Raw genomic sequence first — 25,919 nt, 5'->3', positions numbered from 1 at the left:
TCTTTATTTTCAGAAGATTAACATATTTTTTGAAAGCGTTATCATTTGATCTCTTAACATGAATGATTCACCATTTATTTAATTTTCTCTTATAAAAAAGTCGTGAATGGTAACTAACGTATACTGTTATATATAAGGAGATATATTTTCATATGAATGAGAACTGAAACAAGAATATGTCATTTCTTTCAAGTAGATGAATAGTTTCGCTGTTTTGAGAAAAGTGCGACATCTATATTCCATATTTAAAGAAATTGAAATGTGAGGGGGAAGGATGATGGGACGTCCAGTTTTAACGATTCAAAACTTATCTACATCGTTTAGAATTCAAGGCGAGTATTATGCTGCGGTTGACGATGTTCACTTAGAAGTACGTAAAAATGAAGTGTTGGCCATTGTAGGAGAATCGGGAAGCGGTAAAAGCGCACTAGCTCTTTCAATCATGGGTCTCCATAATATGCAACAAACAAAAGTTGAAGGGCATATTGATTTCCAAAATCAAAATTTATTAGATTTATCATTGAAACAATTAAATCAAATTCGTGGTAAAGAAATCGGAATGATTTTCCAAGATCCTATGACAGCATTAAATCCGCTTGCAACGATCGGCGCTCAAATTGAAGAGCCGATGAAATATCATATGAAAGAATTGTCGAAACGCGATCGCAAATTGCATGCATTAGAGTTGTTGCGTCGCGTCGGTATTCGAAATGAAGAGCGCGTTTATAATCAGTATCCGCATGAGTTATCAGGCGGAATGAGACAACGTGTCGTTATTGCCATCGCACTCGCTTGTGATCCCGTATTGCTCATCGCAGACGAACCGACGACTGCGCTTGATGTAACAATTCAGGCACAAATTATGGATTTAATGAAAGCGCTTCAAAGTGAGATGGATTCGGGAATTATTTTAATTACACACGATTTGGGTGTCGTCGCAGAGATGGCGGATCGTGTAGCGGTCATGTATGCAGGACAAATTGTTGAAATTGCAGAAGTGACAAAGCTCATACGAAATCCGCTCCATCCGTATACGCGTTCGTTATTAAATTCTCTTCCTTCTCATACGGGTGGAAAAGAGCGTTTACACGTCATCGATGGTGTTGTCCCAGCATTGCAAAATTTAGAGCGAAGCGGCTGTCGTTTTGCTCCGCGTATTGCCTGGATTCCAGAAAGTGCTCATCACGAAAATCCAACATTAGAAGAAGTAGAGCCGAACCATTTCGTTCGTTGCACATGCTATCAGCATTTCTACTTTCCTGAGGAAAAGGAAGGGGAGATGAACGATGTCACTACTTAAGGTGAATAATTTAAAAGTACATTATCCGATTCGCGGTGGTTTTTTTCGCACAGTAAAAGATCATGTTCGCGCTGTCGATGGAGTGAGTTTCGAACTTGATAAAGGAGAAACTTACGGACTTGTCGGAGAGTCCGGATGTGGAAAGACGACGACGGGCCGGGCGATCATCGGATTGAACTCTGTTACAGAAGGAGAAATTATTTTTGAAGGTGAAGATCTCGTAAGCTTAAAACATCGCGACCGTCGGAAATATATTCAAGATATTCAAATGGTCTTTCAAGATCCGTATTCATCATTAAATTCGCGAAAAAATGTGTTAAACATCATTGCAGAGCCACTTCGTAACTTTGAACGATTATCGCCGACAGAAGAACTGCTTCGCGTACAAGAACTCGTCGAGCGTGTCGGATTGACGCCGGAATCGATTTATAAATATCCTCATCAGTTCTCAGGAGGACAACGTCAACGAATCGGAATTGCGCGCGCCTTAACGCTGAACCCAAAATTGATTATCGCTGATGAACCTGTTTCTGCTCTTGACGTATCGGTTCAAGCGCAAGTACTAAACTTCATGCAAGACATTCAAGAAGAATTTGATTTAACGTATTTGTTTATTTCTCACGATTTAGGCATCGTTCGTCACATGAGCGACCGACTCGGCATTATGCATAATGGCCGTCTCGTAGAAGAAGGAACGCGTGACGATATTTTCGAAAATGCGCAACATCCGTATACGAAACGTTTGCTTGCGGCAATTCCTGAAATGGAACCCGAAAAACGTATAGATAAAAAGGTTTTACGTGAAGAAGTGAACCGTTTATACCGTGAACAACATGATGCTTACTACAGTGAAGATGGTCGAGTGTATGATTTACAGTCATTAACAGAGACGCATTCTGTCGCATTGCAAGGAGGTGCGAAACAATGATTCAATTTATTTTGAGACGTTCGCTCGTCATGATTCCGCAATTAATTTTACTTAGTATTATCGTTTTCTTCCTTGCCTCTGCAATGCCAGGAGACGCTGTTACGGGAGCTTTCCAAAACAATCCGAACGTCTCACCTGAACAAGAAGAAAAAATTCGTGAAAAATTCGGCTTAAATGACCCGTGGTATCAACAGTACGGTCGTTGGGTGAGTAAAGCTTTGCAAGGGGATTTGGGAATGTCATACACGCATAAGCAACCAGTCACCGTATTGTTGAAAGACCGATTGTCGAATACGTTGTTACTTGCAGGTGTGACATTGCTCGTCACCTATCTCATCGCGATTCCACTCGGAATTATTGCGGGAAGATGGCAAGACTCCTGGGCGGACAAATTAATCGTCACCTATAACTACGTTTCATTCGCTACACCGATGTTCGTCTTCGCTCTTTTAATGCTTTTCGTCTTCAGCTTTCAACTCGGTTGGTTCCCAATCGGAGGGAGTGTCGACATACGAGCAGAAGGAGGAACGTTCGATTACTACATCAGTAAGGTGAAACATTTAGTATTACCTGTATTGTCAGGGGCTCTTCTCATGACGTACAGTACGATTCAATATTTACGTAACGACATTATCGATACGAAGTTTAAAGATTTCGTCAAAACAGCACGGGCGAAAGGAGTTCCAGAAAACCATGTGTATACACGTCACATTTTACGTAACTCCCTTTTACCAATCGCTTCATTCCTCGGTTACGAGATTACTGGCTTAATCGGAGGTTCTATCTTTATCGAAACGATCTTCAGTTATCCAGGGCTCGGACAACTATTTTTAAACTCTATTATGTTACGTGACTTCCAAGTTGTAACAGCTCTCGTGATGATTTCAGGAGCGGCAGTTATTGTCGGAACGATGCTTTCAGACATTATTTTAAGTATCGTTGACCCACGTATTCGAATTGATTAATGAATAGGATGAGAGGAGGGACGATGAACAATGAAAGAATTAGAACAACAGCTACTCGAAGAAAAAAGAGAGCTCATGGCGAGAGAAAAGAAAAATAACCCATCTTTTCTGAAAGTAGTGTGGCGTGAGATTAAAAGCGATAAAGTCGCATTTATCTCATTTATTCTGCTTATCATTATTTTAATGACAGCTTATATATCACCGTTATTTATCGATGAGGCATCTGTGAAACGTGTAGATCCTTTCAATATTTATAATAGTCCGTCTGCGGACAATTGGTTAGGGACGGATGATGGGGGGCGAGATGTATTTGGACAACTTATGCTCGGAGCACGAAACTCTTTCACAATCGGAATCGCCGTCACATTACTCGCAGCGATTTATGGATTGACGGTCGGTTTAATTGCGGGGTATTACGGTGGAATCGTTGATAACATTATTATGCGGATTATTGACTTCTTAATGGTCTTGCCGTCTTTGATGTTCATCATCGTATTCGTCGTCATCGTACCGAACTATTCCGTGGCGAGTTTCATCTTCATTATGAGTTTGTTTTCCTGGTTTGGGAAAGCTAGGTTGATTCGGTCGAAAGGGCTTGCAGAGCGCGAACTCGATTACATTAACGCATCGAAAACGCTCGGCACACCGGATTGGAAAATTATGCTCTTCGAAATGTTCCCGAACTTAAGCTCCTTAGTCATCGTTAACATGACTTTAACACTTGCAGGTAATATCGGGCTTGAAACAGGGCTTACCTTCCTTGGGTTCGGTCTTCCGACAGGAACGCCATCACTTGGAACATTGATCGCACTTGCGAAAAACCCGGATGTTATCTCGACGAAGTGGTGGGTATGGTTACCAGCAGCATTGCTTATTTTAGTAATGATGTTGAGTATAAATTATGTCGGTCAAGCGGTAAAACGTGCATCCGACGCAAGACAACGCTTAGCGTAAAATCAAAAGGAGGTAATTATATGTCAAAGAAAAGGTTTCTTCTTTTCGCTAGTTTAATGATGGCTCTTACATTGCTTTTAGCGGCATGTAGTGGCGACGATGAAGCGAAAAAAACAGACAAGGATCAAGACAAAGGAAAAGGCAAAGATGAATTGTTCGTCGAAGATGTGGAAGCACAATTTCCACAAACGGTAAGTAATGATGGCGAGGCAGTGAAAGATGGTGAATTAACAGTCGGTTTAATTTCGGACTCACCATTCGAAGGAACACTAAATAAAGTGTTCTATGAAGGGAAGCCGGATGCTGATGTTATGAAATGGTTCGATGAGAACTTATTCGACCGTGACGGTGACTATATGATTACGAATACAGGAGCAGCAGAATACGAGTTATCAGAAGATAATAAAACAATCACAATCAAAATTCGTGACGGTGTAAACTGGCATGACGGTGAACCTGTAAAATCGACTGACTTACTTTACTCTTATGAATTGTTAGGTCACCCAGACTATACAGGAACTCGTTATAGCTTTATGATTTCGAATGTAGAAGGAATGGAAGAATACCATAATGGTGAAGCAGATACGATTTCAGGTATCGAAATCATTAACGATAAAGAGTTGACGATTACGTACAAGGAGCCTGCGCCGTCATTGCTTCAAGGGATTTGGGATTCGGCGACACCCCGCCATTACGTAGGTGACGTAACGAAAGGTGAATTGACGATGGAAGATCTCGTTTCTTCAGAGAAAATTCGCACGTCACCAATCGGATTTGGCCCTTACAAAGTATCGAAAATCGTACCGGGAGAGTCTGTGCTTTATGACCGTAACGACGACTATTGGCGAGGTGAACCAGCGCTTAAAAATGTAGCCTTGAAAGTCGTTTCAGTAGCTTCCGCGATCGATGCTTTAAAACGAGGTGACATTGACGTGGCACCGGAGTTACCGACAGACCAATATGAGCGTATGATCGATATTGAAAATGCAGAATTGCTTGCGACACTTCAAAATTCATATACCTATGTTGGATTTAAATTAGGAAAATGGGATGAAGAAACGAAACAAAACGTTCCAGATCCCGATGCAAAATTAGCGGACAAACGTGTACGCCAAGCAATGTGGCATGCGATGAACAATGAAGCAATCGGACAGAAATTTTATTATGGATTACGTACGCCAGCAACGACACTCATTATCCCATTCTTTGAAACATTCCATGATGCAAGCAATAAAGGACGTGCGTACGATCCGGAAAAAGCGAAGAAATTATTAGATGACGCAGGATATATCGATGTCGATGGAGACGGCTTCCGTGAAGATCCAGACGGCAACGAATTTGTAGTCAACTTCGCTTCGATGTCAGGTGGAGATATCGCTGAACCTCTTGCACAAGCGTATATTCAAAACTGGGAAGATGTCGGGATTAAAGTTCAGTTAACGAACGGCCGTTTACATGAGTTTAACTCTTTCTACGACATGCTTGAAAAAGATGATCCGAATATCGATATTTATCAAGGAGCTTGGGGAACAGGTACGGACCCAGATCCAGAAGGATTGTACGGACGTACAGCGAAATTCAACTATACACGTTACGCAAGTGAAGAAAACGATAAGCTTTTAGAAGCGGGTAACTCACCAGAAGCGTTTGATGAAGACTATCGCCGTGATGTGTATAACAAGTGGCAAGAATTAATGGTAGAGGAAGTGCCTGTCGCACCGACACTTTACCGTTATGCAGTTCACGGTGTCAATAAACGTGTAACAAACTATACCATTGATCCGACTTCGGAGATTCAATTATACGAAATTGGAGTTACAGAATAATCTTATAAAAAGAGCAATCTTCGGGATTGCTCTTTTTATTTGCTTTCTATTGAGGAGGAAATTTCTGAATGAACAAAAGCTGAACAAAATGCGATACATATCAGTTTTCTAATTAACGTTTTATGTAAAATAATTTCAATCATTCCCAAACGTCAAATGTCGAAAGGAATGATTCAAAAAAGAAAGTATAATCAGAATATTAAAATAAAAATAAAACAGATTGGTATGACAAGATTCTTCTTATAAAGAAGAAATTTTCAGAAAAATAAATTATGTAAATTCCCCATTTTATTGAATGATATAAACAATAATTATCGTTTAATTTTTGTTTACCTAATGTTCATTAGATGAGTTGTACGATATAGAAAGACAAGCAAGCGAAGGGATGCACTTGATCTTTGTTTGAATATTATATCGAAAGGTAGGAACCTAATGAACAAGTATGGGAATATGTTGATTCTTACAATCTTTTTAGTCGGCCAATTAATTTTAGGCCCACTAAGTGCGCTAACTGTATCTGCTGCGACATTAGAAGAGTCAGTAGAGCAAGAGATCGTAGAACAACTAGAAATGATGGACAATGAAGAAGTTACAGAAGATGATGAGGAATTAGTAGATGAACAATCGATAACTCCTCCAGAAGAAGAAATGATGGAATCGGAAGAAGTGTTTGAACCGATTCAAAAAGAAGAGGAAATTGTAGTGGAACCGACACCTGAACAAACTTCAGGAACAGATCCACCTCAAAAAGAAGAAACCGAAAAGGTTGAGACTGTGCCAGAAAAGCAAGTGCCAGTAGAAACTGTGGAGGAAGACATGACGTCTTCTGTAACAACAGCTACTATTGAAACGAAAAGCACAAACGCTAAAAAGCCAATCGATTCTATTACTTTGAATCCGAAAGTAGAACCATTAAGTAATGGTGGTTTAGCGCGTGTTGATATTAATTGGTCTATTTCAGACGGCAGCTATAAACCTGGTGACTCTTTTACAATTCAATTGCCAAAAGAATTATCAGCACCAAGAAATACGCTTGCAGGAGAGTATTTAGTCTGTACTCCATCAAACTACACGTTATATTGTGTATTTACTCAAAAAGTAAAAGATGCGAAAGAAGTTTCAGGTGAAATTTGGTATGAAACAATGTATTTTCCGACGAAAGATAGCGGAAATTTAGAGCCGCAAGAAGAAGAAGGTTCATTTACATTTGAAAGTGAAGGAGATATCTTCACGAATAATACACAAGTTATTATCCCTGGAATACCAGGTAGTGGACCATCCCAACACCAAACATATCGAGATCTTCAAAAGTTTCCTGCTCAAAGTCAGCCGAGTTTAGATGGTACGATGCCATGGATTGTTGAAATTAACGGAGATTTAAAAACAAACCTTGGAGAAACAATCTATGTAGACCAGTTAGGTGCAGGTCATGAAATTATTCCAGAGTCGATTAAAGTATCGATTTTGGAAGAGGGTAGTGTAGGTGTAGATAAAGGAGTAGTTAGCATTGCAGTAGATGATGATTTAAATAGATTTACTGTAACATTTTCGAACGATGCTTTAAGTGGATATCGTGGAGTTATTAATTATAAAACGAAAATCACAAACGAAAATGTGTCAAAATGGGTCAACCACGGAGATGCTACAAATGATAAATATAATGCTGGCTCAGATGCAGAGTATAAAAATATGGCCTCAGGAATTGCGGATCGAGGTAAAAATGACAAACCAAATACTGTGAAAATAGTAAAAGTTGAAGGGGACGTGAACGGTCCTGGGATTAAAGGCGTTGAATTTAAAATTTTCAACCAGCAAGGTAAGGAAGTTGCAACAACACTTTATCCGACAGACCATAACGGAGTCGCAACAATTTGGAATCCTGACAAAGGTGAAAAATTAGAGCCGGGTGTGTACTATGCGACAGAAATTCTCGGAGAACATAATGCGAAGTACGATGTAGATCCAAACAAACGTTATTATTTCGTCATTGAAGAAACAAAAGGAACAGTTTTAACCGTTGTTAACCATTTAAAAGATGAAGTAAAAACAGATATTAAAGTATCGAAAGTGTGGAAAAATGATTCAGTCGAACATCGTCCTCAAGCAGTTTCTGTTCAAGTATTCCAAAATGGACAACCATTTGGTAAAGCGCATGAAGTAACAGCGTCTGAAAACTGGACGAAAATTGTTCGCGGATTACCGAAGTATGATGCAAAAGGTAACACATACCAATATTCAATTAAAGAAGTGAATGTGCCAGAAGGTTATACTTCGAAAGTAAATGGCTATACGATTACGAACACATACGAAGAACAAAAGCAAAATCATGAGATTGAGTTAATAAAGCGAGATGCGAAAGATGAAACGATTGTTTTAGCAGGCGCAGTTTTTGAATTGTTTAATGAACAAGACGAAAGTCAAGGTACGTATACGACGAATGCAGAAGGTAAAATTGTCATCACTGATTTACCAGAAGGCGAGTATTATTTCGTCGAGAAAAAAGCACCACTAGGCTATAAATTATCAGATGAAAAACATGACGTTCAAAATGGAAAAGTCACAGTAACGAACGAAAAAGTAGTAGAAATCGAAAAAACATTTACGTATGCAGTTCATAAGATTGATGCAGAAACGAAAAAACCTTTACAAGGCGTTCAATTCCAATTACAAACAACAGATGGTGACGTTGTGCGTACAGGTGAAACAGACGCAGCAGGTAATCTTACATTTACAAAATTACCAGAAGGTGAATATGTCTTTGTAGAAGTCGCTCCGTTAGAAGGATATCAACCGTTACAAGCGCCAGTTGTTGCTGAAGATGGCAAAACGGTGACGATTGAAAATAAAAAAGAGGAAACTCCTGTTAAACCAGAAGAGCCTAAGCCAGAAGTGGAATTAACAAAAGTCGATTCGAAAAATCACGATCGTGTCTTATCAGGTGCGCAATTTGAATTGTATCAAGTAGTGGATGGTAAAGACGTTCAAGTGATCATTGGTGAAGAAAAATCATTTGTTACAGGAGAAGACGGAAAAATTATTGTCAAAAATTTATCTGTCGGAACGTACTACTTCCTTGAGACGAAAGCACCTAAAGGATATCAATTAAATAAAGAAAAACAACACTTTGTCATTTCAGATAAAGAAAATGTAACGAAACTTACCGTAGAAAACAAGAAACGTTCTTCAGGCGGTGGCGGCGGTGGAACTCCTCCAACAACACCTGAACCTGTAGAGCCAACAGAACCGACGGAACCAACAGAACCAACGGAACCAACAGAACCAACAGAGCCGACAGAGCCAGAAGAAGAAGATAAACCGGAAATTGTGGAACCAGAACAACCGGAAGAAGAAGATAAACCAGTAACTGTAACGCCAGAAGATCCAAAAGAGGAAGAGGAGAATGAAGAAGTTCAGCCTTCTCAACCAACTACACCAAATACTCCAGAAGAAGAACGTGGAGAAGAAGTCATCCAAAATGAACAAAAACCAGCGAATACGAACACGGTCGCTAAGTTACCACAGACGGGTGAAGAATTGTATGTAGTGATGAAATATGTAGGATTGGCGCTCATGTTCATCGGTTTACTGTTTGTAGTACGTCAGCGTAAATATGAATAATCGTAACAGCTACAAGATTCGATAAGTTTAACCAGAATGATCCAATACCGGTCATTCTGGTTTTTTTGTATGTAGATAACAAAGAACTGAAGTAGAATAAAGTAAATTTAAAGCATGAAAATAGTTACTTGAAACACTTTTAAAATAAAATGAAATTAAGTGTTGCATTTTTCAGAAAGTAAAGATAAAATGAATTCAACATAAAGAAAGCGCTTTACCAATAGGTGCTTATTTTCTATAAAAGGAGTGAATTCATGAAAGCAATTGTAAAAGTGCAAGAAGGTAAGGGGAATATTAAGCTTTTAAACATCAAAGAGAAAGCGCTTAACCTAGGAGAAGCGAAAGTGAAAGTTGCGTTTACAGGTATATGTGGAACCGATTTGCATATTTTTCATGATACATTTAAAAGTTATCCCCCTGTCGTTTTGGGCCATGAAAGTTCAGGAATTGTGGAAAGTGTTGCTGAAGATGTTAAACATATTCAAGTCGGCGATCGAGTAGCTATTTTAGGATCTACGGAGCAAACATGTGGAGTTTGTTCTTACTGTCGTACTGGTTTTTATATGTTCTGTAAAACGCGGCGAGGGATGGGACATGGTGTAGATGGAGGGTTTACAAAATACGTCACCATTAATAGTCAAGTCCTTTATAAGCTACCTGATCATATCAGTTTAGAAGAGGGAGCACTCGCGGAGCCTTTAGCATGCGCTGTGCAAGCGGTGGAAGAATTAACGACAATTCAGGCTAGCGATACTGTGTTAGTGACAGGACCCGGACCTATTGGTTTATTAACTTTAGCTTTATTAAAGTTAAAAGGCTGTCGTATTATAATGACTGGCACGAACGCTGATGAAAAGAGAACGACGATTGCGCAACAATTGGGAGTACATCATTATATTAATGTAGAAAAGCAAGATTTAACATCAGAGGTTAAGCGCTTAACCCAAAATGCAGGAGTGGATGTGACCATTGATTGTTCAGGATCTGCTCATGCGATTCGTTCATGCTTTGAACAATTGAAGCCTTTAGGAAAACATATTCAAGTTGGAATTGTCGGAGAAGCTTTTTCCTTTGATTTTGACTTAATTACGTACAAACAATTGCAAGTCTTTGGAACGCTGGCTCATTCATTTTCCACTTGGGAAAAAGTGATGAACTTGTACGAACAAAATGAAATTCAATTGAAACCAATTATTACAAGTATTCAAACGTTAGACAATTGGGAGAACGCATTTACTTCTTGTGAAAATAAAGAAGAAGCTAAAGTGTTATTGAAATATGAATAATCAAATGGGAGGCACTACAATGAAAAAAATAGTATCAGGTTTTTTAATGACAATGGTGATTTTTATGTTAGCAGCTTGTTCAGGGGATAAGGAAGAGAAGCCAAAAGATACGGGTTCAAAAGAAGGTACAGGTAAGCAAGTCGTATTGGATTTGAGTATTCCAGAACCGGAAGATGCGAAGTTCGGTTTAACAGCAAAGGCATTTCAAGAAGAGTTAGAGAAAATTACAGATGGTCAAATGACAGTGAAAATTCATCCGAATAACTCATTAGGTGGAGAACGAGAAGTGTTCGAATCAATGGGAATGGGTGCGGTCGATATGGCCATTCAGTCAGCAGGACCGATGGGGAACTGGAATCAAGAATTTAATATTTTAGATTTACCATTTTTATTTGATAATAGAGAGCACGTTTATGCAGTGCTTGACGGTGAAATCGGTGATGAATTGAATGCGATGTTTGAAGAAGCAGCGAATGTTAAAATTTTAGGTTGGATTGAAAATGGTTTTGTTGCGACGACATCTAATCAACCGATTCAAAAAGTAGAAGATGTCGCTAAAATGAAAATCCGTGTTCAAGAAAATGAAATTCAAATTGATACGTGGAAAGCATTCGGAGCGGACCCTACACCGATGGCTTGGACAGAAGTGTTTACAGCTCTTCAACAAGGTGTCATTGATGGTCATTCTAATTCATTAGCGACGATTAAGTCATCAAAGATTTATGAAGTGCAAGAAAGTGTCGCTTTATTAGAAGATCGTTTTAGTGCAGCGCCAATTTCTATCGGGACAGCTTCATTTAATCGCTTAACAGAAGAACAACAAAAATCATTAGTAGAAGCAGCACAAATAGCTGTAGAAAAAGGAAGACAATTTAACCAGGACAAAATTGAAGAGGCTCGTGCATTTTTAGAAGCAGAAGGACTTACGATTACAGAACCAGATAAGGATAGTTTCAAAGCGAAAGTAGATGACGTTTACAATAAGTGGGCACCGAAATTAGGAGAAGATTTAATAGAACGTATTCAAAATTACGAATATTAATGATGAACAGAGGACTCAAGAGGAGGGAATATATGAAAAAAATAGGGAAAGTATATTTGAATTTAATGGATCATGTGAATACAATTATCGGTTACTTATTAGCATTGTCTTTGTTTTTCACTACGATGATTACGTTTTGGCAAGTTGTTTCACGCTTTATTGGCTCCTCTTTGAGTTGGTCTGAAGAATTAACACGTTTTTTAATGATTTTTATGATTATGTTAGGTGCGGCGATTGCTCATCGGAAAAACAAATTAATTTCTGTAGAAATTGTCGTTGAACAATTAAAGGGTTGGATGAAAGAAGTTAGTTTTTATTTGATGCATCTATTTTCGATTGTGTTTTTTATCGTATTAATTGTATACGGCATGAATTTAGCGTCTAATTTTACAAATCAAATTGCACCTGGAACAGGCATTTCGATGAAATATATTTATATGTCACTCCCAATTGGTGGAGGATTAATGTTATTAAATTCTCTCGCGAGTTTAATAGAGCATTGGATGAAAGGGGATGAAACTTCATGTTAATCGCATTTTTTATTTCACTATTCGTTTTAATGTTTTTAGGAGTACCGATTGCGATTTCATTAGGGCTCTCTACCGTACTCGGCATTACGATGCATGAAGTGATTCCTTTAGAAACAGTACCACAACGTATTTTTGTATCTTTAAACTCATTTCCTTTAATGGCGATTCCGTTCTTTATATTAGCGGGGAATCTCATGGGCGCTGGGAGCATGTCGAAGCGACTCGTAAATTTTGCAAGTTCTTTAGTGGGGCACTTTACAGGTGGCTTAGCGATGGTAGCGATTGTGACATCAATGTTTTTTGCAGCAATCTCAGGATCAGGCGCTGCAACTACTGCAGCCATCGGATCGATTTTAATTCCAGCGATGGTAGCAAGAGGCTATAAAATTGAATATGCTGCAGCGAATCAAGCGGTTGCAGGCGCTTTAGGTATTATTATACCTCCGAGTGTCGCGATGATTTTATATGGAGTGGCCGCCGAAGTTTCTATTAGTGATTTATTTATCGCTGGAATTTTACCAGGATTTTTAATTACAATTTCTTTATTAATTAGCGCCTTTTTTATCGCTAAGAAAAACGGTTATCAAGGAACAGAAAAACAACCATTTCCAAGTATTGTGAAAGCATTTTTCGAAGCTTTCTTCGCAATTTTAATGCCTGTCATTGTTTTAGGAGGTATTTATTCTGGTTTCTTTACCCCGACAGAAGCGTCAGTCGTAGCAGTTGTTTATGCACTTGTAGTCGGTTTATTCATTTATCGAGATATTACAATTCCACAATTAGCAGTCGTGTTTAAAGATAGTGCAATTAGTAGTTCGATTATTATGCTTGTCATCGGTGCGGCAGGATTATTTGGTTTCTTCATTGGAATCAATAGTGTACCGGATATGATTTACGACACAATTTCTTCATTCATTACGAATAAGTACGTATTTTTACTAGTCGTTAATATTATTTTATTCTTTACAGGAATGTTTTTAGAAGGTGGAGCAGCTATCTTAATATTAGTGCCACTATTGTTTGGAACGGCGACTAATTTAGGTGTAGATCCCGTTCACTTTGGCGTCATCATGGTTGTGAATTTAGCTTTAGGATTAGTGACACCGCCTGTTGGGATTGACTTATTCGTCGTGTCTCAATTAACCAATTTGAGTATCGTGCGAATCGCTCGGTATGCGATTCCGTTAATTTTAATATTAGTGTTAGATATATTAATTATTACGTATTTCCCACCATTATCAACATGGTTACCTTCTCTATTAAAGTAAAGGAGTGATTGATTTGAAAGCAGCAGTATTGACCGCTTTAGAGCGAGTGGAAGTGCAAGAACAATTGGAGCCAGTATGTGGTGTAGGAGAAGTGAAAATTCGAATTGAAGCGGTAGGAATTTGTGGTTCGGATGTGCACTATTATCAACATGGTCATATTGGCAAGCGTTCTGTACAATTTCCACATGTACAGGGCCATGAAGCAAGTGGGGTCGTGATTGAAGTAGACTCTTCCGTAACGACTATTCAAGTAGGAGATCGTGTCATCATAGAACCAGGGATTCATTGCGAAACTTGTTCTTATTGTAGAGAAGGACGATATCACTTATGTGAAGCGATGTATTTTTTATCGACACCTCCAAACCCAGGCTTATTAAAGCAAATTGTAACTGTGCCAAGTCGCGTCGTATTTCCGATAGTAGATGAATTGAATTTTGAAATTGCTACTTTAGCGGAGCCTTTATCTGTAGGAATCCATGCTTTAAGAAGAGCGGATTTGAAACCTGGTCAGACCGTTTATATATCGGGCATGGGGCCTGTAGGTTTAGTGACTGTTCTCGCCGCTCGCGCTTTTGGAGCGGGGGAAATTACTGTAGGAGATTTTCAAGAGGATCGGTTAACAGTAGCAAAGAAAATTGGAGCGATGCATGCTCTTAATGTTCGCCATGAAAAATGTGTGGATGAATCATTTGATGTCGTCATAGAAACATCTGGATCTGGAGTAGCTTTAAATGAAGCTGTTCGAGTGACAAAAAAAGGTGGTACAATTGTAGCAGTCGGATTCCCTTCGAAAGAAGTGCCATTAGATATTATTCAAATGATTCAAAAGGAAATTGATTTAAAAACGGTTTATCGTTATGTTCATACGTTCCCGTTAGCTTTAAAAATTCTTGAACAATATCCGCACGAGGCTTCTCTCCTCATTACTTCTATATTTCCTATGAAAGAAGTGCAAGAAGCGATGCAACGTGCGACGACACTTTCACATAATGATATTAAGATAGTGGTGAAACCGAACGACTAGTGATGTGAAAGGGTGGTAAGTTTTTTGAAAGTGACGATTTATGACATTGCAGAAAAAGCAGGTGTGTCGATTGCGACGGTTTCGAAAGTTATTAATAATAAAGGACGCATCAGTGTAGAAACACGAGAAAATGTTTTGGCGGTAATGAAAGAGTTAAATTATCGACCGAGCATTATCGCAACAGCATTGACAGGTAAAAATACGAATACACTCGGGTTATTAATTCCTGATTTAGCAAACCCTTTCTTTGCTGAACTCGCAAGAAGCATTGAAGATAGCGCGAAAGATCTTGATTATAATGTCGTGATTTGTAATACAGATTATAGTTCAGTAAAAGAAAGCGAGTATATTGATTTACTCATTCAAAAACAAGTGGATGGATTTATACTAGCATCTGGTTTTGAACAGATGAAACCTGTTGAAACATTGATTGAACGGAATATACCTGTTGTGATTGTAGCACGTGAACTACCAGAATTTGCAGTTATGTCTGTAGCAAATGATGATTACTATGGTGGATATTTAGCAGCGCAACATCTTGTGGAACAGGGGCATCAATATATCGGTATACTCGGACGTGACTTATGGTCAAACCGTGAAAGAATACGTGGTTTCAACACCTATTTGGAAGAACAGGAAATTCCATTATGGCCTAATTTTAAATATATTGAAGGTGTGGAACATGTCGAAGAAGCGATTAAGGAAACTCGTCGTTTGTTAAGTGATGCGAAGCGACCTACAGCGATCTTCGCTTGTAATGACTTGCTTGCAGCGGGTGCCATTCGAGCTGCAAGAGATTTAGATTTTGAGATTCCGGAAGATTTAGCAATTGTCGGATACGACGATACGTCGATTGCAACAATTGTTCAGCCAACTTTAACATCTGTAGCACAACCCATTCCAGAAATAGGCGCAGCATGTATTTCATTAATCGTAAATAAAATTCAAGGGATTCCTGTCCAAAATAAAAATTTGAAATTTAACCCTACTTTGATGATTCGTCAATCTACTTAATAAAAAGGACTGCATATTATGAAAAAAAATATACTCATTGTGCAATCTGGCGGGCCAACAGCAGTTATGAATGCGACTTTACAAGGCATTGTCGATTATATTGAAACAAATTATTCTGAAATGCATGTTTTAGGAGCATTAGGAGGGATTGAAGGAGTATTGAATGAAGATATTATTTCTCTTTCTTCTCCTTCCCCTTATCAACATATTAAACAAAAGCCAGGAGCTATTTTAGGAACAAGTCGCTATCGCCCATCGGAAGAACAATTACAAAGGTGTTGTACAATTTTTCAAAAGTGGGAAATCCGTTATGTCTGTATGATTGGTGGCAATGGAACGATGCGTTTGACAAAGCGGATTGGTGATTATTGTCCTGACACGATCATCTTTGGATTTCCACAGACGATCGATAACGATATATTCGGCACGACGATTGCGCCTGGCTATTTAAGTTCTGCCAAATACTTAACCGAAACATTGCACAATATGTCGCACGATATATTGAGTTACCGTAAGCGTCAAACCATTGAAATTGTGGAAACGATGGGGCGTACTGTCGGATGGTTAGCAGCGAGTTGCCAACAATATATTCATGCGAGTAATGAAAAAATCCATACCATTCTTTTAATTCCCGAAGTTTCGGTTTCTTATGATCAATTATTAAATGAGATTTTATATGCCATTCAGCGAGGGCAATCGATTGTTTGCATAGTAGCAGAAGGAGTCGTTGCTTATCCTCAAAAAAGAGATGAAACAATCGGTCAGACTTTAAAACGTTTACTACAAACTTCAATTTCTACGATTGATATTAAATATACAAATCCAGGTATACTTCAAAGGTGTACGATTCAATCATTGTCTCCAATGGATGTCGACTTAGCTTATAAGCAAGGACAATATGGCATTCAACATATGATGAAAGGGAAAAGAAATCAAATGATTTCTAATTATTTTTTAAATGGGAAAGCGCTTTACCAAACAGTTCCATTAAGTCAAGTTATTCATAAAGATCACGAAGTTCCAAAAGATTGGTACGATGATTCAACATTGCAAATGAATGAACAATTTGATTCTTTTTGGCGAAATATGAACACGATTTATGAGGAGGAAGTATAAATGGAGATTAAACAATTGGAAACGAGAGCAAAGCAAATTCGTAGCACAATTCTTGAAACGATTCATCATGCAGGAGCGGGACATATCGGAGGTCCTTTATCCGCAGTAGACGTTTTGAATTATTTATATTTTAAAGAGATGAACATTGATTCGAAAGATGGACGAAAAGAAAATAGAGATCGCTTTATTTTATCGAAAGGTCATTCGGCTATCGCACTATATACTGTATTAGCGTATCGTGGATTTTTGCCTATGGAAGAGTTAACAACTTTCGATGCTTTAAATTCACGTTTACAAGGGCATCCAGATATGACGCTTCTTCCTGGTTTAGATATGTCAACGGGTTCTTTAGGACAAGGTTTGTCTGCAGGGTTAGGTATGGCGCTAGGGGCAAAAGCACAAAATGCATCGTTTAGAACGTACTGCATGATTGGGGACGGTGAATCACAAGAAGGCCAAATTTGGGAAGCAGCAGATGTTGCTTCAAAATATGGTGTCGATAATTTAGTTTGTATCGTTGATAATAACCGACTTCAGCAATTTGGGTGGAGTGATGATCAAGTGACGCGCAACGCACCGCTGGAAGATCCGTCAGACCGTTGGAAAGCATTTGGATGGCATGTGATTTCTATAGACGGTCATTGTTATGACTCGTTAGATCAAGCATTTAAAGAAGCGCGCGAAACAAAAGGGAAACCGACTGTCATTATTGCCAATACGATTAAAGGAAAAGGAGTAAGTTTCATGGAAGGCGCTTATTTATGGCATTCGAAAGTACCGACTCAAGAAGAACTTCAACTCGCATTAACTGAATTAGAAACGGAGGGAATGGAAGGATGACAAAAATTCAAAAAGGCGCAATGCGTGATCGCTTTAGTAAAGTCATTTTAGAGCTTGCTGAAAAAGATGCACGGGTGTACGCAGTAGACGGAGATTTAGCAAATTCAACAAAAACAGATGTAGTTGCGAATCAAAAACCAGAAAAATTTTTACAGATGGGAATTGCGGAGCAAAATATGTTAAGTGTTTGTTCAGGTTTAGCTTCAACAGGTTTGCAACCGTGGGCTGTAACATTTGCAGCATTTTTATCAAAACGTGCGTTGGATCAAATTCAAGTACAAATCGCTCAACCACGATTAGATGTTAAAATGGTTGGCGCTTATAGTGGCTTATTGACAGGATTAACAGGGAAGACGCATCAAGCTTTAGAAGATATTGCGATTTTTAGAACATTAGCAAATATGGTCGTCATTGCACCTGCTGATAATGTGGAAGTGGAGAAAGCGATGCGTGCTGCGAATGATTATGATGGACCAGTTTATATTCGTTTAGCTCGAGATGAGTATCCTTATCTTTTTGCTGAGGATTATGATTTTAAAATTGGCCGAGCGGTAACATTGAAAGAAGGGACAGATGTATCGGTTATTGCGACTGGAACACAAACAAGTCGTACGTTGGAAGCGGCAAAACAGTTAGCAGATGAAGGAATTTCAGTTGAAGTTGTGCACATGCCGACGATTAAACCTTTAGATGAGGCGGCGATTTTAGCAACGGCTCAAAAAACAAATCTCGTCGTAACGGCTGAGGAACATAGTATTTTAGGTGGGCTTGGAAGCGCAGTAGCAGAAGTGCTTGGCGAACAGCACCCAACGAAGATGTTACGAATCGGTGTGGAAGACCGCAATGCAGAATCGGCTCCTAATGAACAATTATTAGAGAAATATGGCTTATCTGTTTCTTGTATGGTGCGTAAAATAAAAGACTTTTATAACAAGGCTTGATGTGACAAGATGAAAGAAAAGGAGGAGAGAACATGACTTATCGAATTGCAGTAATTGCAGGGGACGGGATTGGTCCTGAGGTGATTGCTGAAGGAATTAAGGCAATTGAAGCTTTAACGACACTGCAAGAAAAGGGAATTCAATTTGAATTCGTTCATTTACCGTGGGGTTGTGAATATTATTTACGTGAAGGACGGATGATGCCTGAAGATGGCATGGACGTATTGCGTGAGTTTGACGCTATTTATTTAGGTGCAGTTGGATATCCTGGTGTACCGGATCACGTCTCATTATGGGATTTATTATTAATTATTCGGAAGCAATTTGACCAATACATTAATTTACGCCCGATTCGTTTATTGAATGGTGCACCGACTGTATTGAAAGAAGGAACGGTTGATAATATTCAAATGACCTTTATTCGCGAAAATACAGAAGGTGAGTATGCGGGAGCGGGAGAATGGTTGTATCGTGGTCAGCCTCAAGAAGTCGCTTTACAAACAGGAGTATTCTCACGTCACGGAACAGAGCGTGTCATGCGTTATGCATTTGAACTAGCGCGTCGTGAAAAGAAAACGTTAACGAGTATTAGTAAAGGAAATGCTTTGCAGTATTCTATGGTCTTTTGGGATGAGTTATTTGAAGAAATCGCAAAAGATTATCCAGACGTTACGACATATTCCTATTTAGTAGATGCAGCGGCGATGCATATGATCAATGATCCGGGACGTTTTGAAATCGTCGTCACATCCAATTTATTTGGCGACATTATGACGGATATCGGAGCAGCAATCGCAGGAGGAATGGGTCTTGCCGCAGGTGCAAATATTAATCCAGAGCGTGCTTTTCCATCGATGTTTGAACCCGTTCATGGGTCAGCTCCAGATATTGCTGGACAAGGGAAAGCGAATCCTCTCGCTGCGATTTGGTCAGCGAGCCAGATGTTAGATCATTTCGATTTAACGGATGAAGGCGCTGTTCTCATTCAAGCGATTGAACATTTACTTGTAGAAGGTGAAGTGTTAACGCCTGATTTAGGGGGTGATGGCTCTACATCTGAAGTGGGCAATCGAATCGCACAATTGATTCAAACAATTCAACAGTCGAATTAGTCACGTGATGAAAATATGACCTTTTTCGCTACAAACGTCAACTTGGAAGAGAAACTCAGCATTTCATTTCAAAAACCGTAGTCGAAAAAGGTTTGTTTTCACGTGTTCAAGATGAGAGGAGCGTATATAGGATGAAACAGTATGAAATGTATATTGACGGTGAATGGGTAGGCAAAGAGTTAGAGCGATTATATGTTGAAAATCCAGCGACGCGTGAAACGATTGCGTCGGTTCCATATGGTGGTGCAGAAGCTGCTGCTTCAGCGGTTGATGCAGCTCACGGAGCATTGAAAGCATGGAGTGCATTGACAGCGGAAGAACGCAGCCAATATTTGTATCGTTGGTATTCTTTAATTCAACAAAATGAGCAAGAAATTGCGATGACGATGACACAAGAACAAGGGAAGCCTTTGCGTGAAGCGTTAGGAGAAGTACGTTATGCGAATGCGTATGTTCTTTGGTATGCGGAAGAAGCGAAGCGCATTTATGGAGAAACGATTCCAGCTTCTCATGCGAATAAGCGACTCGTTGTCCATCGTCAACCGATCGGTGTTGTCGCATCGATCACCCCTTGGAATTTCCCAGCAGCGATGATTACACGTAAAGTAGCACCAGCTCTCGCAGCGGGTTGTACCGTTGTGATGAAGCCAGCAAGTCAAACACCATTAACCGCGATTTTATTAGTGAAGTACGCGGAAGAAGCAGGCATTCCAAAAGGTGTCATCAATATCGTAACAGGCTCAAGCCGTGATATTGGCGAAGTATGGAATCAAGATTCACGCGTTCGCAAATTAACGTTTACAGGTTCGACGGAAGTCGGTAAACAATTGATGAAAGATGCGGCCGATACGATGAAAAAGGTATCGTTAGAATTAGGAGGCCATGCGCCTTTCCTCGTCTTGAAAGATGCAGATTTAGATCGGGCGGTTGAAGGTGTACTAGCATCGAAATTCCGCAATGCTGGACAAACGTGTATTTGTACGAATCGTGTGTTCGTTCATGAATCGATTGAAGTGGAATTTGTTGAACGCATTACAGCAGCGGTTAAACAGTTCCGTATTGGAAACGGTTTAGAAGATGAAACAGACATCGGCCCATTAATTGATGAGGCAGCGGTTTCTAAAGTGAATGAACATGTCGAAGATGCTCGCTCGAAAGGCGCTCAAATTACAGTAGGGGGCACACGTTATATAGAAGCGGACGGTTTCTATTATAAGCCTACTGTGATTTCAAGTGTGACAGACGATATGCTTTGTATGTATGAGGAGACATTTGGTCCACTCGTACCGATCACGACATTTAAAACTGTCGAAGAAGCGATTGAAAGAGCGAATAATTCTCCGTTTGGATTAGCAGCGTATGTATTTACGCAAAATTTATCGGATGCGATTCGCGTGAGTGAAGCGTTAGAGTATGGAATTGTCGGGGTGAATGACGGCGCTCCTTCAACACCGCAAGCGCCATTTGGTGGCTTCAAAGAAAGTGGTTTAGGTCGCGAAGGCGGAAGACAAGGGATTGAAGATTTCTTAGAAACGAAATTTATTTCGATTGGCTTAAATTAAGTATCGTTAGAACAAACTGCATAGATTAAGCGTTTTGACATGCACTTCGGTGAATGTCAAAACGCTTTTTCTAAATAGAAAGCAGGTTAATTTATGAAGAAATATTTGCAAGATTCTACTATGGAAAGAAGTCATCTATTTTTTGTTTTAACCATTATTTTATTTTGGTTTTCTAACTATATTTATGTTCCCACATTTACTTTATATCTTGAACATGTTCAATTTAGCACGTTAACAATTGGCATATTATTAGCAAGCTATGGAATATCACAAGTTCTTCTTCGTTTTCCTTTAGGGGTCTGGGCGAGTCGATATCCGAAATTCCAAATTATGTTTTTTCGAAGTAGCTTTATATTCGCCTTTTTCAGTTCTTTTCTTTTAATTGTTTCAAATTCATTCACATCAGTTTTTTTAGCGCGCTTTATGATTGGGATTAGTGCTTCTATGTGGGTGATGGTAACTGTTCTTTATGCAACCTTCTTCTCAACAAAACATCTTGCAAAAGCGATGGGATTCGTTCAGTTTTTAACGATTACGACACAGCTTGTCTGTATGTCAATGACAGGATATATGGTCCACTATTTTGGTTGGAAAATACCTTTTATACTAGCGTTAATGAGTACAATAGCAGGCTTATATTGCATGATGCAAATCCAATTCCCGCCAGTAACTAAAACGCAAAAGGGGTCTCTTAAAGCGTTAATAGAACGTATTTTACATCATCGGGATACATGGAGGAGTGGTGTCATTTCATTACTCGGACATGCTCTTTTATTTATTACAATATTCGGCTATTCGATTCCGTATGCGACGACACTAGGAGTCGGAGAACAGGCGATGATCTGGGTTGTTTTAAGTTTTTTTCTCCCTCATAGTTTAGGGGCATTTGTTTTAATGAGATTTGATTTATCTCTTAAACAACGTTCACGTATATTAATAGGGTGTTTTGTCAGCATAGCGTTCGCATTTATATTGCTTGCTTCGACAACTTCTTTATGGATTTTTTATGTAGCACATATCGTCATTGGTGGAGCGCTTGGACCTGTATTTCCTTTAACTTTAGCTGGAGCGATTGAAACGGTTGAGCCTGATATTAAGATGGGAGCTATGGGACTGTTTCAGTCTTTTTATGCTTTTGGTATTGTTTTAGGGCCATTACTCGCTTCTGTGTTCCTTCGAGGTGAACAATACGAATCAGTATTTGTCTTTTGTTTTGTGTTAGCGCTCGTCGCACTTTTGATTTTAATAATGCGTTCATTTAGAAGGGAAAGAATATAAGCATAGAAATTTTAAAAATGTGTGACACCCAGATTATATGGCGGATGTCACACATTTTTTTATTTAGAAGTTATACCGTTTTCGACTGGCTTGCATAAAGACCGGCGAATAAAATAATGAGGGTCATGCTGAGTAAAATGTAGAGGGATGTGTCCCAGTCTAATGTTAAGTCGTACAGTTTCCCGAAGATGACCGGGCCTGTTGCGGCGAGTAAGTAACCCGCAGATTGTGCCATACCAGATAATTGAGCTGCCTCGTCTACTGTATTCGTGCGCAATGTGAACAGCATCATCGCTAAACTGAACGCACTACCCGCTCCAATCCCGAGTGAAATAACAGCAGGAAGAATAAGAATGGGCTCATTAATAATTAAGAAAATAATACCTGTTGCGAAAGCGAGTGCAGTAAAAATCGCTAATCCGAATTGATTTTTCATTTTACCCGCGATAATCGGTACGATGAACGTAACGGGCACGATCGTCATTTGTACAGCAAACAACATCCATCCAGCACTTTCAGGTGAGTACCCTTTCGTCTGAAGCATCGGCGGTAACCAAGCGACAATCGTATAAAAGAGTAGAGATTGTGTCCCCATAAATAGCGTCACCGACCAAGCGAGTGGTGATTTGAGAAGTGAAGGCTTTTTCTCTTGAGACGTCACTTTCGGTGGAACGATATTTTGTTTTAGCTGTGGCATCCAAACGATGGTCGCGAGTAAAGAAAGCCCGCCGAATACCGCGAGTGCTCCTTGCCAGCCGAGTGAACCGACATTGGATAGCGGTACACTAATCCCTGATGCAAGTGCTCCGAATATGTTCATAAAGACAGCATATAAACCAGTCATCAAGCCGATTTGATGAGGGAATTTTAATTTTACATATCCAGGAAGTAATACGTTCCCGATTGAAATGGCTAATCCGAGCAAAATGGTCCCACCAAATAGTAGAGCAATAGAAGATGTTGAACGAATGAAAATCCCAATCGTTAAAGCGATCATCGAGTAAAAAATCGTCCGTTCTAACCCGAATCGTTGTGCAATTTTCGGAGCGAACGGTGAGAAGATGGCGAACGCGAGTAACGGAATCGTCGTAATGGAACCTGCGACCGCATTCGATAGTTGTAAGTCGTCGACGATATCGTTAATTAAAGAGCCGACTGCTGTAATCGGTGCTCGTAAATTCGCCGCAATGAGCATGATTCCAATAATGAGGAGCCATGATTTATTCGTTGAAGATTTTGTCATTATAATTCTCCTTTAGCTGTTTCGTACACATGTTGAAATTGCGTAATATAGCGTTCTGCTTCAATTAAAGCTTGTGCGACGTCCCGTTGTTGAATCGCTTCGAACAATTCGGTATGAATATGACGATGAATCGCAAATTCTTGATCAGTGGAAACGAGTTCGCGAATCGATTGTTCGATACGTTCGGACAATTGACCGTATAGGTCGATTAATAAGTCGTTGTGAGACGCATGAATGACCGCTTCATGAAAAGCAAAGTCCGCTTTTAAAAAGGCTTCGATATCATGTCCTTCTAAAGCTGTTCTTGCATGTTTCATCGCTCGTTTCATATGAAGTAATTGTTCGTCCGTATGATGCAAGCTCGCAAGGCGTGCGGCTTCTCGCTCCAAAGCGAAGCGGACTTCGAGCGTATGGCGCAACTGTTGCGTTGCGAGTTCTTTTTGAATGACCGCTGAAAAGCTATTGCGTGCACAAACGATGGTGCCGCTACCTTGTTTCGACTGTAAGACGCCGGTATGAACGAGCGCTTTAATCGCTTCACGCACCGTATTGCGACTCACGTCGAAGCGTTCGACAAGTTCTGGTTCGGACGGAATTTTCGAACCGACCGGCCACGTTTCATTTTCAATTTCGCGTTCGATGGCCTCCGTCACTTGTTCAACGAGCGTTTTCCTCGATAATGTATGCATATGAAAAATCCTTTCTCTAAGTAAAGTTGTAGGATGATTGGTTGTTTGAAAAATTTTAACATAATCACAGTAAATTCACAATGATAGAACATGAAATTTGCAAATGAAAGAGGAAAAAAGTATATACTAGAAGAAATGGTGATTGAAGGAGAGAAGAAATTGAAAAAAAGAATTGCGGTAGATATGGATGAAGTGTTAGCTGACTTTTCAGGAACATCTTTAAAGCTAATGAATGAACATGTTGGCACGAATTTTACGAAGCGGGATTTAGAAGGTAAAAAAATTATGGATTTATTTCCGAATGATTTAGAATACTTTTTTGAAAAAATTCAAGAGCGCGATTACTTCCGCACATTCCCTGTGATTGAAGGGAGTCAAGAAGTGTTGCATCGTTTGAGTGAGCATTATGAAATTATGATCGCGACGGCAGCGATGGAAGTTCCGAATTCATTCGATGCGAAATACGATTGGTTGCGCGAGCATTTCCCATTTTTAAATCCGAGTTTATTCGTGTTTTGCGGAGATAAAAAAGTGATCCACGCCGATTATTTAATCGATGATAATATTACACAATTGACGAGTTTCACAGGACGAGGAGTGATGTTTGAAGCACCGAACAATGTCCATGTTGAGTACGATGTAAAAATGAAAAATTGGGCAGAGGTTGAACATTATTTCCTCAAACAGCTAGTGGAATAGATTGACTCTTTAAAGTGAATCATTAAAATATATTGTATCCCTCTATATTTTAATGATTTTAAGGAGTGACAATCATGAAAGATTCCAAATATTACACGCCTAGTTTTCATGCGGATATTTTAGCATTTCTTCCCGGAGAACGTCAGCGGTCATTTGTGTTACAAGGCGATAACTATTATGCTGCTTGGCACAATCCTTTTTATCAGTTGAAATATTCACTAGAGAACTACGGTTTGAACTATGATTTATTAGTTCGCCAACGAATCGAGCACTTGAACAAGTTTCCAGAAATGTTGATTTATCAAAATGAAAAGCTGTACAAAGTGCCGATTACGTTTACTGTAGATGAAGAGACGTATATTTTCACACCGACGGAAGGGCAGCGCAATGAACAGAGCATTTGGTATCGTGCGGATCGCTTGTTCGGAATTTTTAACTATTATTACAGCGCGTCATCCAATATGTCCTCATTAGAAATGCGTCAGCCGAATTTGAAGAAACAAGAGAAAATCATGAAGGAGAAACGAGAGAAAGAATATAGTGTAGGTTCTTTAATCGTCTTCGATAATGGAATGAAAATCGCAGCTCCTGTAGCGAAAGAAACATTAAGTTATCGGAATGAATTAGGGCGACTTTATTTAGCTAATCAAGATGAACGTATTTTGTTTTCATAAAAAAAGAGCA

General features: G+C 39.4%; 22 protein-coding genes. 20 read left to right on the top strand and 2 right to left on the bottom strand.

The genetic code is table 11. The annotated features are described in order from the left end of the window. The first annotated feature begins 274 nt into the window (after positions 1–274). From IRY55_RS08365 to IRY55_RS08280, 18 genes are all read left to right on the top strand, one after another. Positions 275–1,300, top strand: coding sequence for an ABC transporter ATP-binding protein (locus tag IRY55_RS08365; protein WP_194562849.1), 1,026 nt, complete (start codon positions 275–277; stop codon positions 1,298–1,300). Next, the gene (locus tag IRY55_RS08360; RefSeq protein WP_194562848.1) at positions 1,287–2,228 is read left to right on the top strand and encodes an ABC transporter ATP-binding protein; all 942 of its coding nucleotides are present in this window, start codon (positions 1,287–1,289) and stop codon (positions 2,226–2,228) included. Before IRY55_RS08365 ends, IRY55_RS08360 begins: the two co-directional genes overlap by 14 nt. Continuing rightward, positions 2,225–3,193, top strand: coding sequence for an oligopeptide ABC transporter permease (opp4B, locus tag IRY55_RS08355; RefSeq protein ID WP_194562847.1), 969 nt, complete (start codon positions 2,225–2,227; stop codon positions 3,191–3,193). The genes IRY55_RS08360 and opp4B overlap by 4 nt, the downstream gene beginning before the upstream one ends. 30 nt (positions 3,194–3,223) lie before the next feature. Next, positions 3,224–4,147 carry an ABC transporter permease gene (locus IRY55_RS08350; RefSeq protein ID WP_235961094.1) on the top strand — a complete coding sequence of 308 codons (924 nt, stop codon included), beginning with the start codon at positions 3,224–3,226 and terminating at the stop codon, positions 4,145–4,147. Between the two features lie 20 nt (positions 4,148–4,167). Next, on the top strand, positions 4,168–5,973 hold the full coding sequence (gene opp4A / locus IRY55_RS08345) for an oligopeptide ABC transporter substrate-binding protein (RefSeq protein WP_194562846.1): 1,806 nt from the start codon (positions 4,168–4,170) through the stop codon (positions 5,971–5,973). A 432-nt stretch (positions 5,974–6,405) separates the two neighbouring features. Beyond that, complete coding sequence (locus IRY55_RS08340) at positions 6,406–9,591, top strand: SpaA isopeptide-forming pilin-related protein (RefSeq protein ID WP_194562845.1); 3,186 nt, start codon at positions 6,406–6,408, stop codon at positions 9,589–9,591. A gap of 254 nt (positions 9,592–9,845) precedes the next feature. After that, entirely contained in the window at positions 9,846–10,877 is a 1,032-nt protein-coding gene (locus IRY55_RS08335) for a zinc-dependent alcohol dehydrogenase (protein WP_194562844.1), read from the top strand. Positions 10,878–10,896: 19 nt separating this feature from the next. Beyond that, entirely contained in the window at positions 10,897–11,919 is a 1,023-nt protein-coding gene (gene dctP, locus IRY55_RS08330) for a TRAP transporter substrate-binding protein DctP (protein ID WP_235961093.1), read from the top strand. 32 nt (positions 11,920–11,951) lie between these two features. Beyond that, positions 11,952–12,449 carry a TRAP transporter small permease gene (locus IRY55_RS08325; RefSeq protein ID WP_194562843.1) on the top strand — a complete coding sequence of 166 codons (498 nt, stop codon included), beginning with the start codon at positions 11,952–11,954 and terminating at the stop codon, positions 12,447–12,449. After that, positions 12,443–13,717, top strand: coding sequence for a TRAP transporter large permease (locus IRY55_RS08320; RefSeq protein WP_194562842.1), 1,275 nt, complete (start codon positions 12,443–12,445; stop codon positions 13,715–13,717). Before IRY55_RS08325 ends, IRY55_RS08320 begins: the two co-directional genes overlap by 7 nt. Before the next feature lie 13 nt (positions 13,718–13,730). After that, complete coding sequence (locus tag IRY55_RS08315; protein ID WP_194562841.1) at positions 13,731–14,741, top strand: NAD(P)-dependent alcohol dehydrogenase; 1,011 nt, start codon at positions 13,731–13,733, stop codon at positions 14,739–14,741. A 30-nt stretch (positions 14,742–14,771) separates the two neighbouring features. After that, positions 14,772–15,755: a LacI family DNA-binding transcriptional regulator gene (locus IRY55_RS08310; protein WP_328799641.1), complete on the top strand. Its 984-nt coding sequence runs from the start codon at positions 14,772–14,774 to the stop codon at positions 15,753–15,755. An 18-nt stretch (positions 15,756–15,773) separates the two neighbouring features. Then, complete coding sequence (locus IRY55_RS08305) at positions 15,774–16,871, top strand: 6-phosphofructokinase (RefSeq protein WP_194562839.1); 1,098 nt, start codon at positions 15,774–15,776, stop codon at positions 16,869–16,871. Then, entirely contained in the window at positions 16,872–17,711 is an 840-nt protein-coding gene (locus tag IRY55_RS08300) for a transketolase (protein WP_194562838.1), read from the top strand. Further along, positions 17,708–18,652 carry a transketolase family protein gene (locus IRY55_RS08295; protein WP_194562837.1) on the top strand — a complete coding sequence of 315 codons (945 nt, stop codon included), beginning with the start codon at positions 17,708–17,710 and terminating at the stop codon, positions 18,650–18,652. The genes IRY55_RS08300 and IRY55_RS08295 overlap by 4 nt, the downstream gene beginning before the upstream one ends. Before the next feature lie 32 nt (positions 18,653–18,684). Further along, on the top strand, positions 18,685–19,764 hold the full coding sequence (locus IRY55_RS08290; RefSeq protein WP_194562836.1) for a tartrate dehydrogenase: 1,080 nt from the start codon (positions 18,685–18,687) through the stop codon (positions 19,762–19,764). A gap of 146 nt (positions 19,765–19,910) precedes the next feature. Next, entirely contained in the window at positions 19,911–21,326 is a 1,416-nt protein-coding gene (locus tag IRY55_RS08285; protein ID WP_194562886.1) for an NAD-dependent succinate-semialdehyde dehydrogenase, read from the top strand. A 93-nt stretch (positions 21,327–21,419) separates the two neighbouring features. Continuing rightward, the gene (locus IRY55_RS08280) at positions 21,420–22,604 is read left to right on the top strand and encodes an MFS transporter (RefSeq protein ID WP_194562835.1); all 1,185 of its coding nucleotides are present in this window, start codon (positions 21,420–21,422) and stop codon (positions 22,602–22,604) included. A gap of 70 nt (positions 22,605–22,674) precedes the next feature. On the opposite strand, the gene IRY55_RS08275 is transcribed toward IRY55_RS08280, so the two are convergent. Together IRY55_RS08275 and IRY55_RS08270 are read right to left on the bottom strand one after the other, a co-directional pair. Continuing rightward, positions 22,675–23,847 (bottom strand): CynX/NimT family MFS transporter, encoded by a 1,173-nt coding sequence (locus IRY55_RS08275; RefSeq protein ID WP_194562834.1) that lies wholly within the window; start codon positions 23,845–23,847, stop codon positions 22,675–22,677. Next, a complete protein-coding gene (locus IRY55_RS08270; protein ID WP_194562833.1) occupies positions 23,847–24,536 on the bottom strand; it encodes a FadR/GntR family transcriptional regulator in 690 nt (229 codons plus the stop codon). The genes IRY55_RS08275 and IRY55_RS08270 overlap by 1 nt, the downstream gene beginning before the upstream one ends. 159 nt (positions 24,537–24,695) lie before the next feature. On the opposite strand from IRY55_RS08270, the gene IRY55_RS08265 reads away from it, so the two are divergent. Together IRY55_RS08265 and IRY55_RS08260 are read left to right on the top strand one after the other, a co-directional pair. Beyond that, complete coding sequence (locus IRY55_RS08265) at positions 24,696–25,235, top strand: 5' nucleotidase, NT5C type (protein ID WP_235961092.1); 540 nt, start codon at positions 24,696–24,698, stop codon at positions 25,233–25,235. Between the two features lie 74 nt (positions 25,236–25,309). Then, the gene (locus IRY55_RS08260) at positions 25,310–25,909 is read left to right on the top strand and encodes a hypothetical protein (protein ID WP_194562832.1); all 600 of its coding nucleotides are present in this window, start codon (positions 25,310–25,312) and stop codon (positions 25,907–25,909) included. Positions 25,910–25,919: the final 10 nt, after the last annotated feature.

Source organism: Savagea serpentis, assembly GCF_015351395.1.
Taxonomy (GTDB): domain Bacteria; phylum Bacillota; class Bacilli; order Bacillales_A; family Planococcaceae; genus Savagea; species Savagea serpentis.
Note: the sequence above shows the minus strand (reverse complement) of the source record. Positions and strands in the feature narration are given on the sequence as shown.

Bases quoted from the DNA above. Each gene is read 5' to 3' on its own strand.
- IRY55_RS08320 (WP_194562842.1), top strand. From the start codon at position 12,443: ATGTTAATCGCATTTTTTATTTCACTATTCGTTTTAATGTTTTTAGGA.
- opp4A (WP_194562846.1), top strand. From the start codon at position 4,168: ATGTCAAAGAAAAGGTTTCTTCTTTTCGCTAGTTTAATGATGGCTCTT.
- IRY55_RS08270 (WP_194562833.1), bottom strand. From the start codon at position 24,536: ATGCATACATTATCGAGGAAAACGCTCGTTGAACAAGTGACGGAGGCC.
- IRY55_RS08350 (WP_235961094.1), top strand. From the start codon at position 3,224: ATGAAAGAATTAGAACAACAGCTACTCGAAGAAAAAAGAGAGCTCATG.
- IRY55_RS08300 (WP_194562838.1), top strand. From the start codon at position 16,872: ATGGAGATTAAACAATTGGAAACGAGAGCAAAGCAAATTCGTAGCACA.
- opp4B (WP_194562847.1), top strand. From the start codon at position 2,225: ATGATTCAATTTATTTTGAGACGTTCGCTCGTCATGATTCCGCAATTA.
- IRY55_RS08305 (WP_194562839.1), top strand. From the start codon at position 15,774: ATGAAAAAAAATATACTCATTGTGCAATCTGGCGGGCCAACAGCAGTT.
- IRY55_RS08360 (WP_194562848.1), top strand. From the start codon at position 1,287: ATGTCACTACTTAAGGTGAATAATTTAAAAGTACATTATCCGATTCGC.
- IRY55_RS08260 (WP_194562832.1), top strand. From the start codon at position 25,310: ATGAAAGATTCCAAATATTACACGCCTAGTTTTCATGCGGATATTTTA.
- IRY55_RS08325 (WP_194562843.1), top strand. From the start codon at position 11,952: ATGAAAAAAATAGGGAAAGTATATTTGAATTTAATGGATCATGTGAAT.
- IRY55_RS08335 (WP_194562844.1), top strand. From the start codon at position 9,846: ATGAAAGCAATTGTAAAAGTGCAAGAAGGTAAGGGGAATATTAAGCTT.
- IRY55_RS08365 (WP_194562849.1), top strand. From the start codon at position 275: ATGATGGGACGTCCAGTTTTAACGATTCAAAACTTATCTACATCGTTT.
- IRY55_RS08290 (WP_194562836.1), top strand. From the start codon at position 18,685: ATGACTTATCGAATTGCAGTAATTGCAGGGGACGGGATTGGTCCTGAG.
- IRY55_RS08295 (WP_194562837.1), top strand. From the start codon at position 17,708: ATGACAAAAATTCAAAAAGGCGCAATGCGTGATCGCTTTAGTAAAGTC.
- IRY55_RS08285 (WP_194562886.1), top strand. From the start codon at position 19,911: ATGTATATTGACGGTGAATGGGTAGGCAAAGAGTTAGAGCGATTATAT.
- dctP (WP_235961093.1), top strand. From the start codon at position 10,897: ATGAAAAAAATAGTATCAGGTTTTTTAATGACAATGGTGATTTTTATG.
- IRY55_RS08275 (WP_194562834.1), bottom strand. From the start codon at position 23,847: ATGACAAAATCTTCAACGAATAAATCATGGCTCCTCATTATTGGAATC.
- IRY55_RS08280 (WP_194562835.1), top strand. From the start codon at position 21,420: ATGAAGAAATATTTGCAAGATTCTACTATGGAAAGAAGTCATCTATTT.
- IRY55_RS08340 (WP_194562845.1), top strand. From the start codon at position 6,406: ATGAACAAGTATGGGAATATGTTGATTCTTACAATCTTTTTAGTCGGC.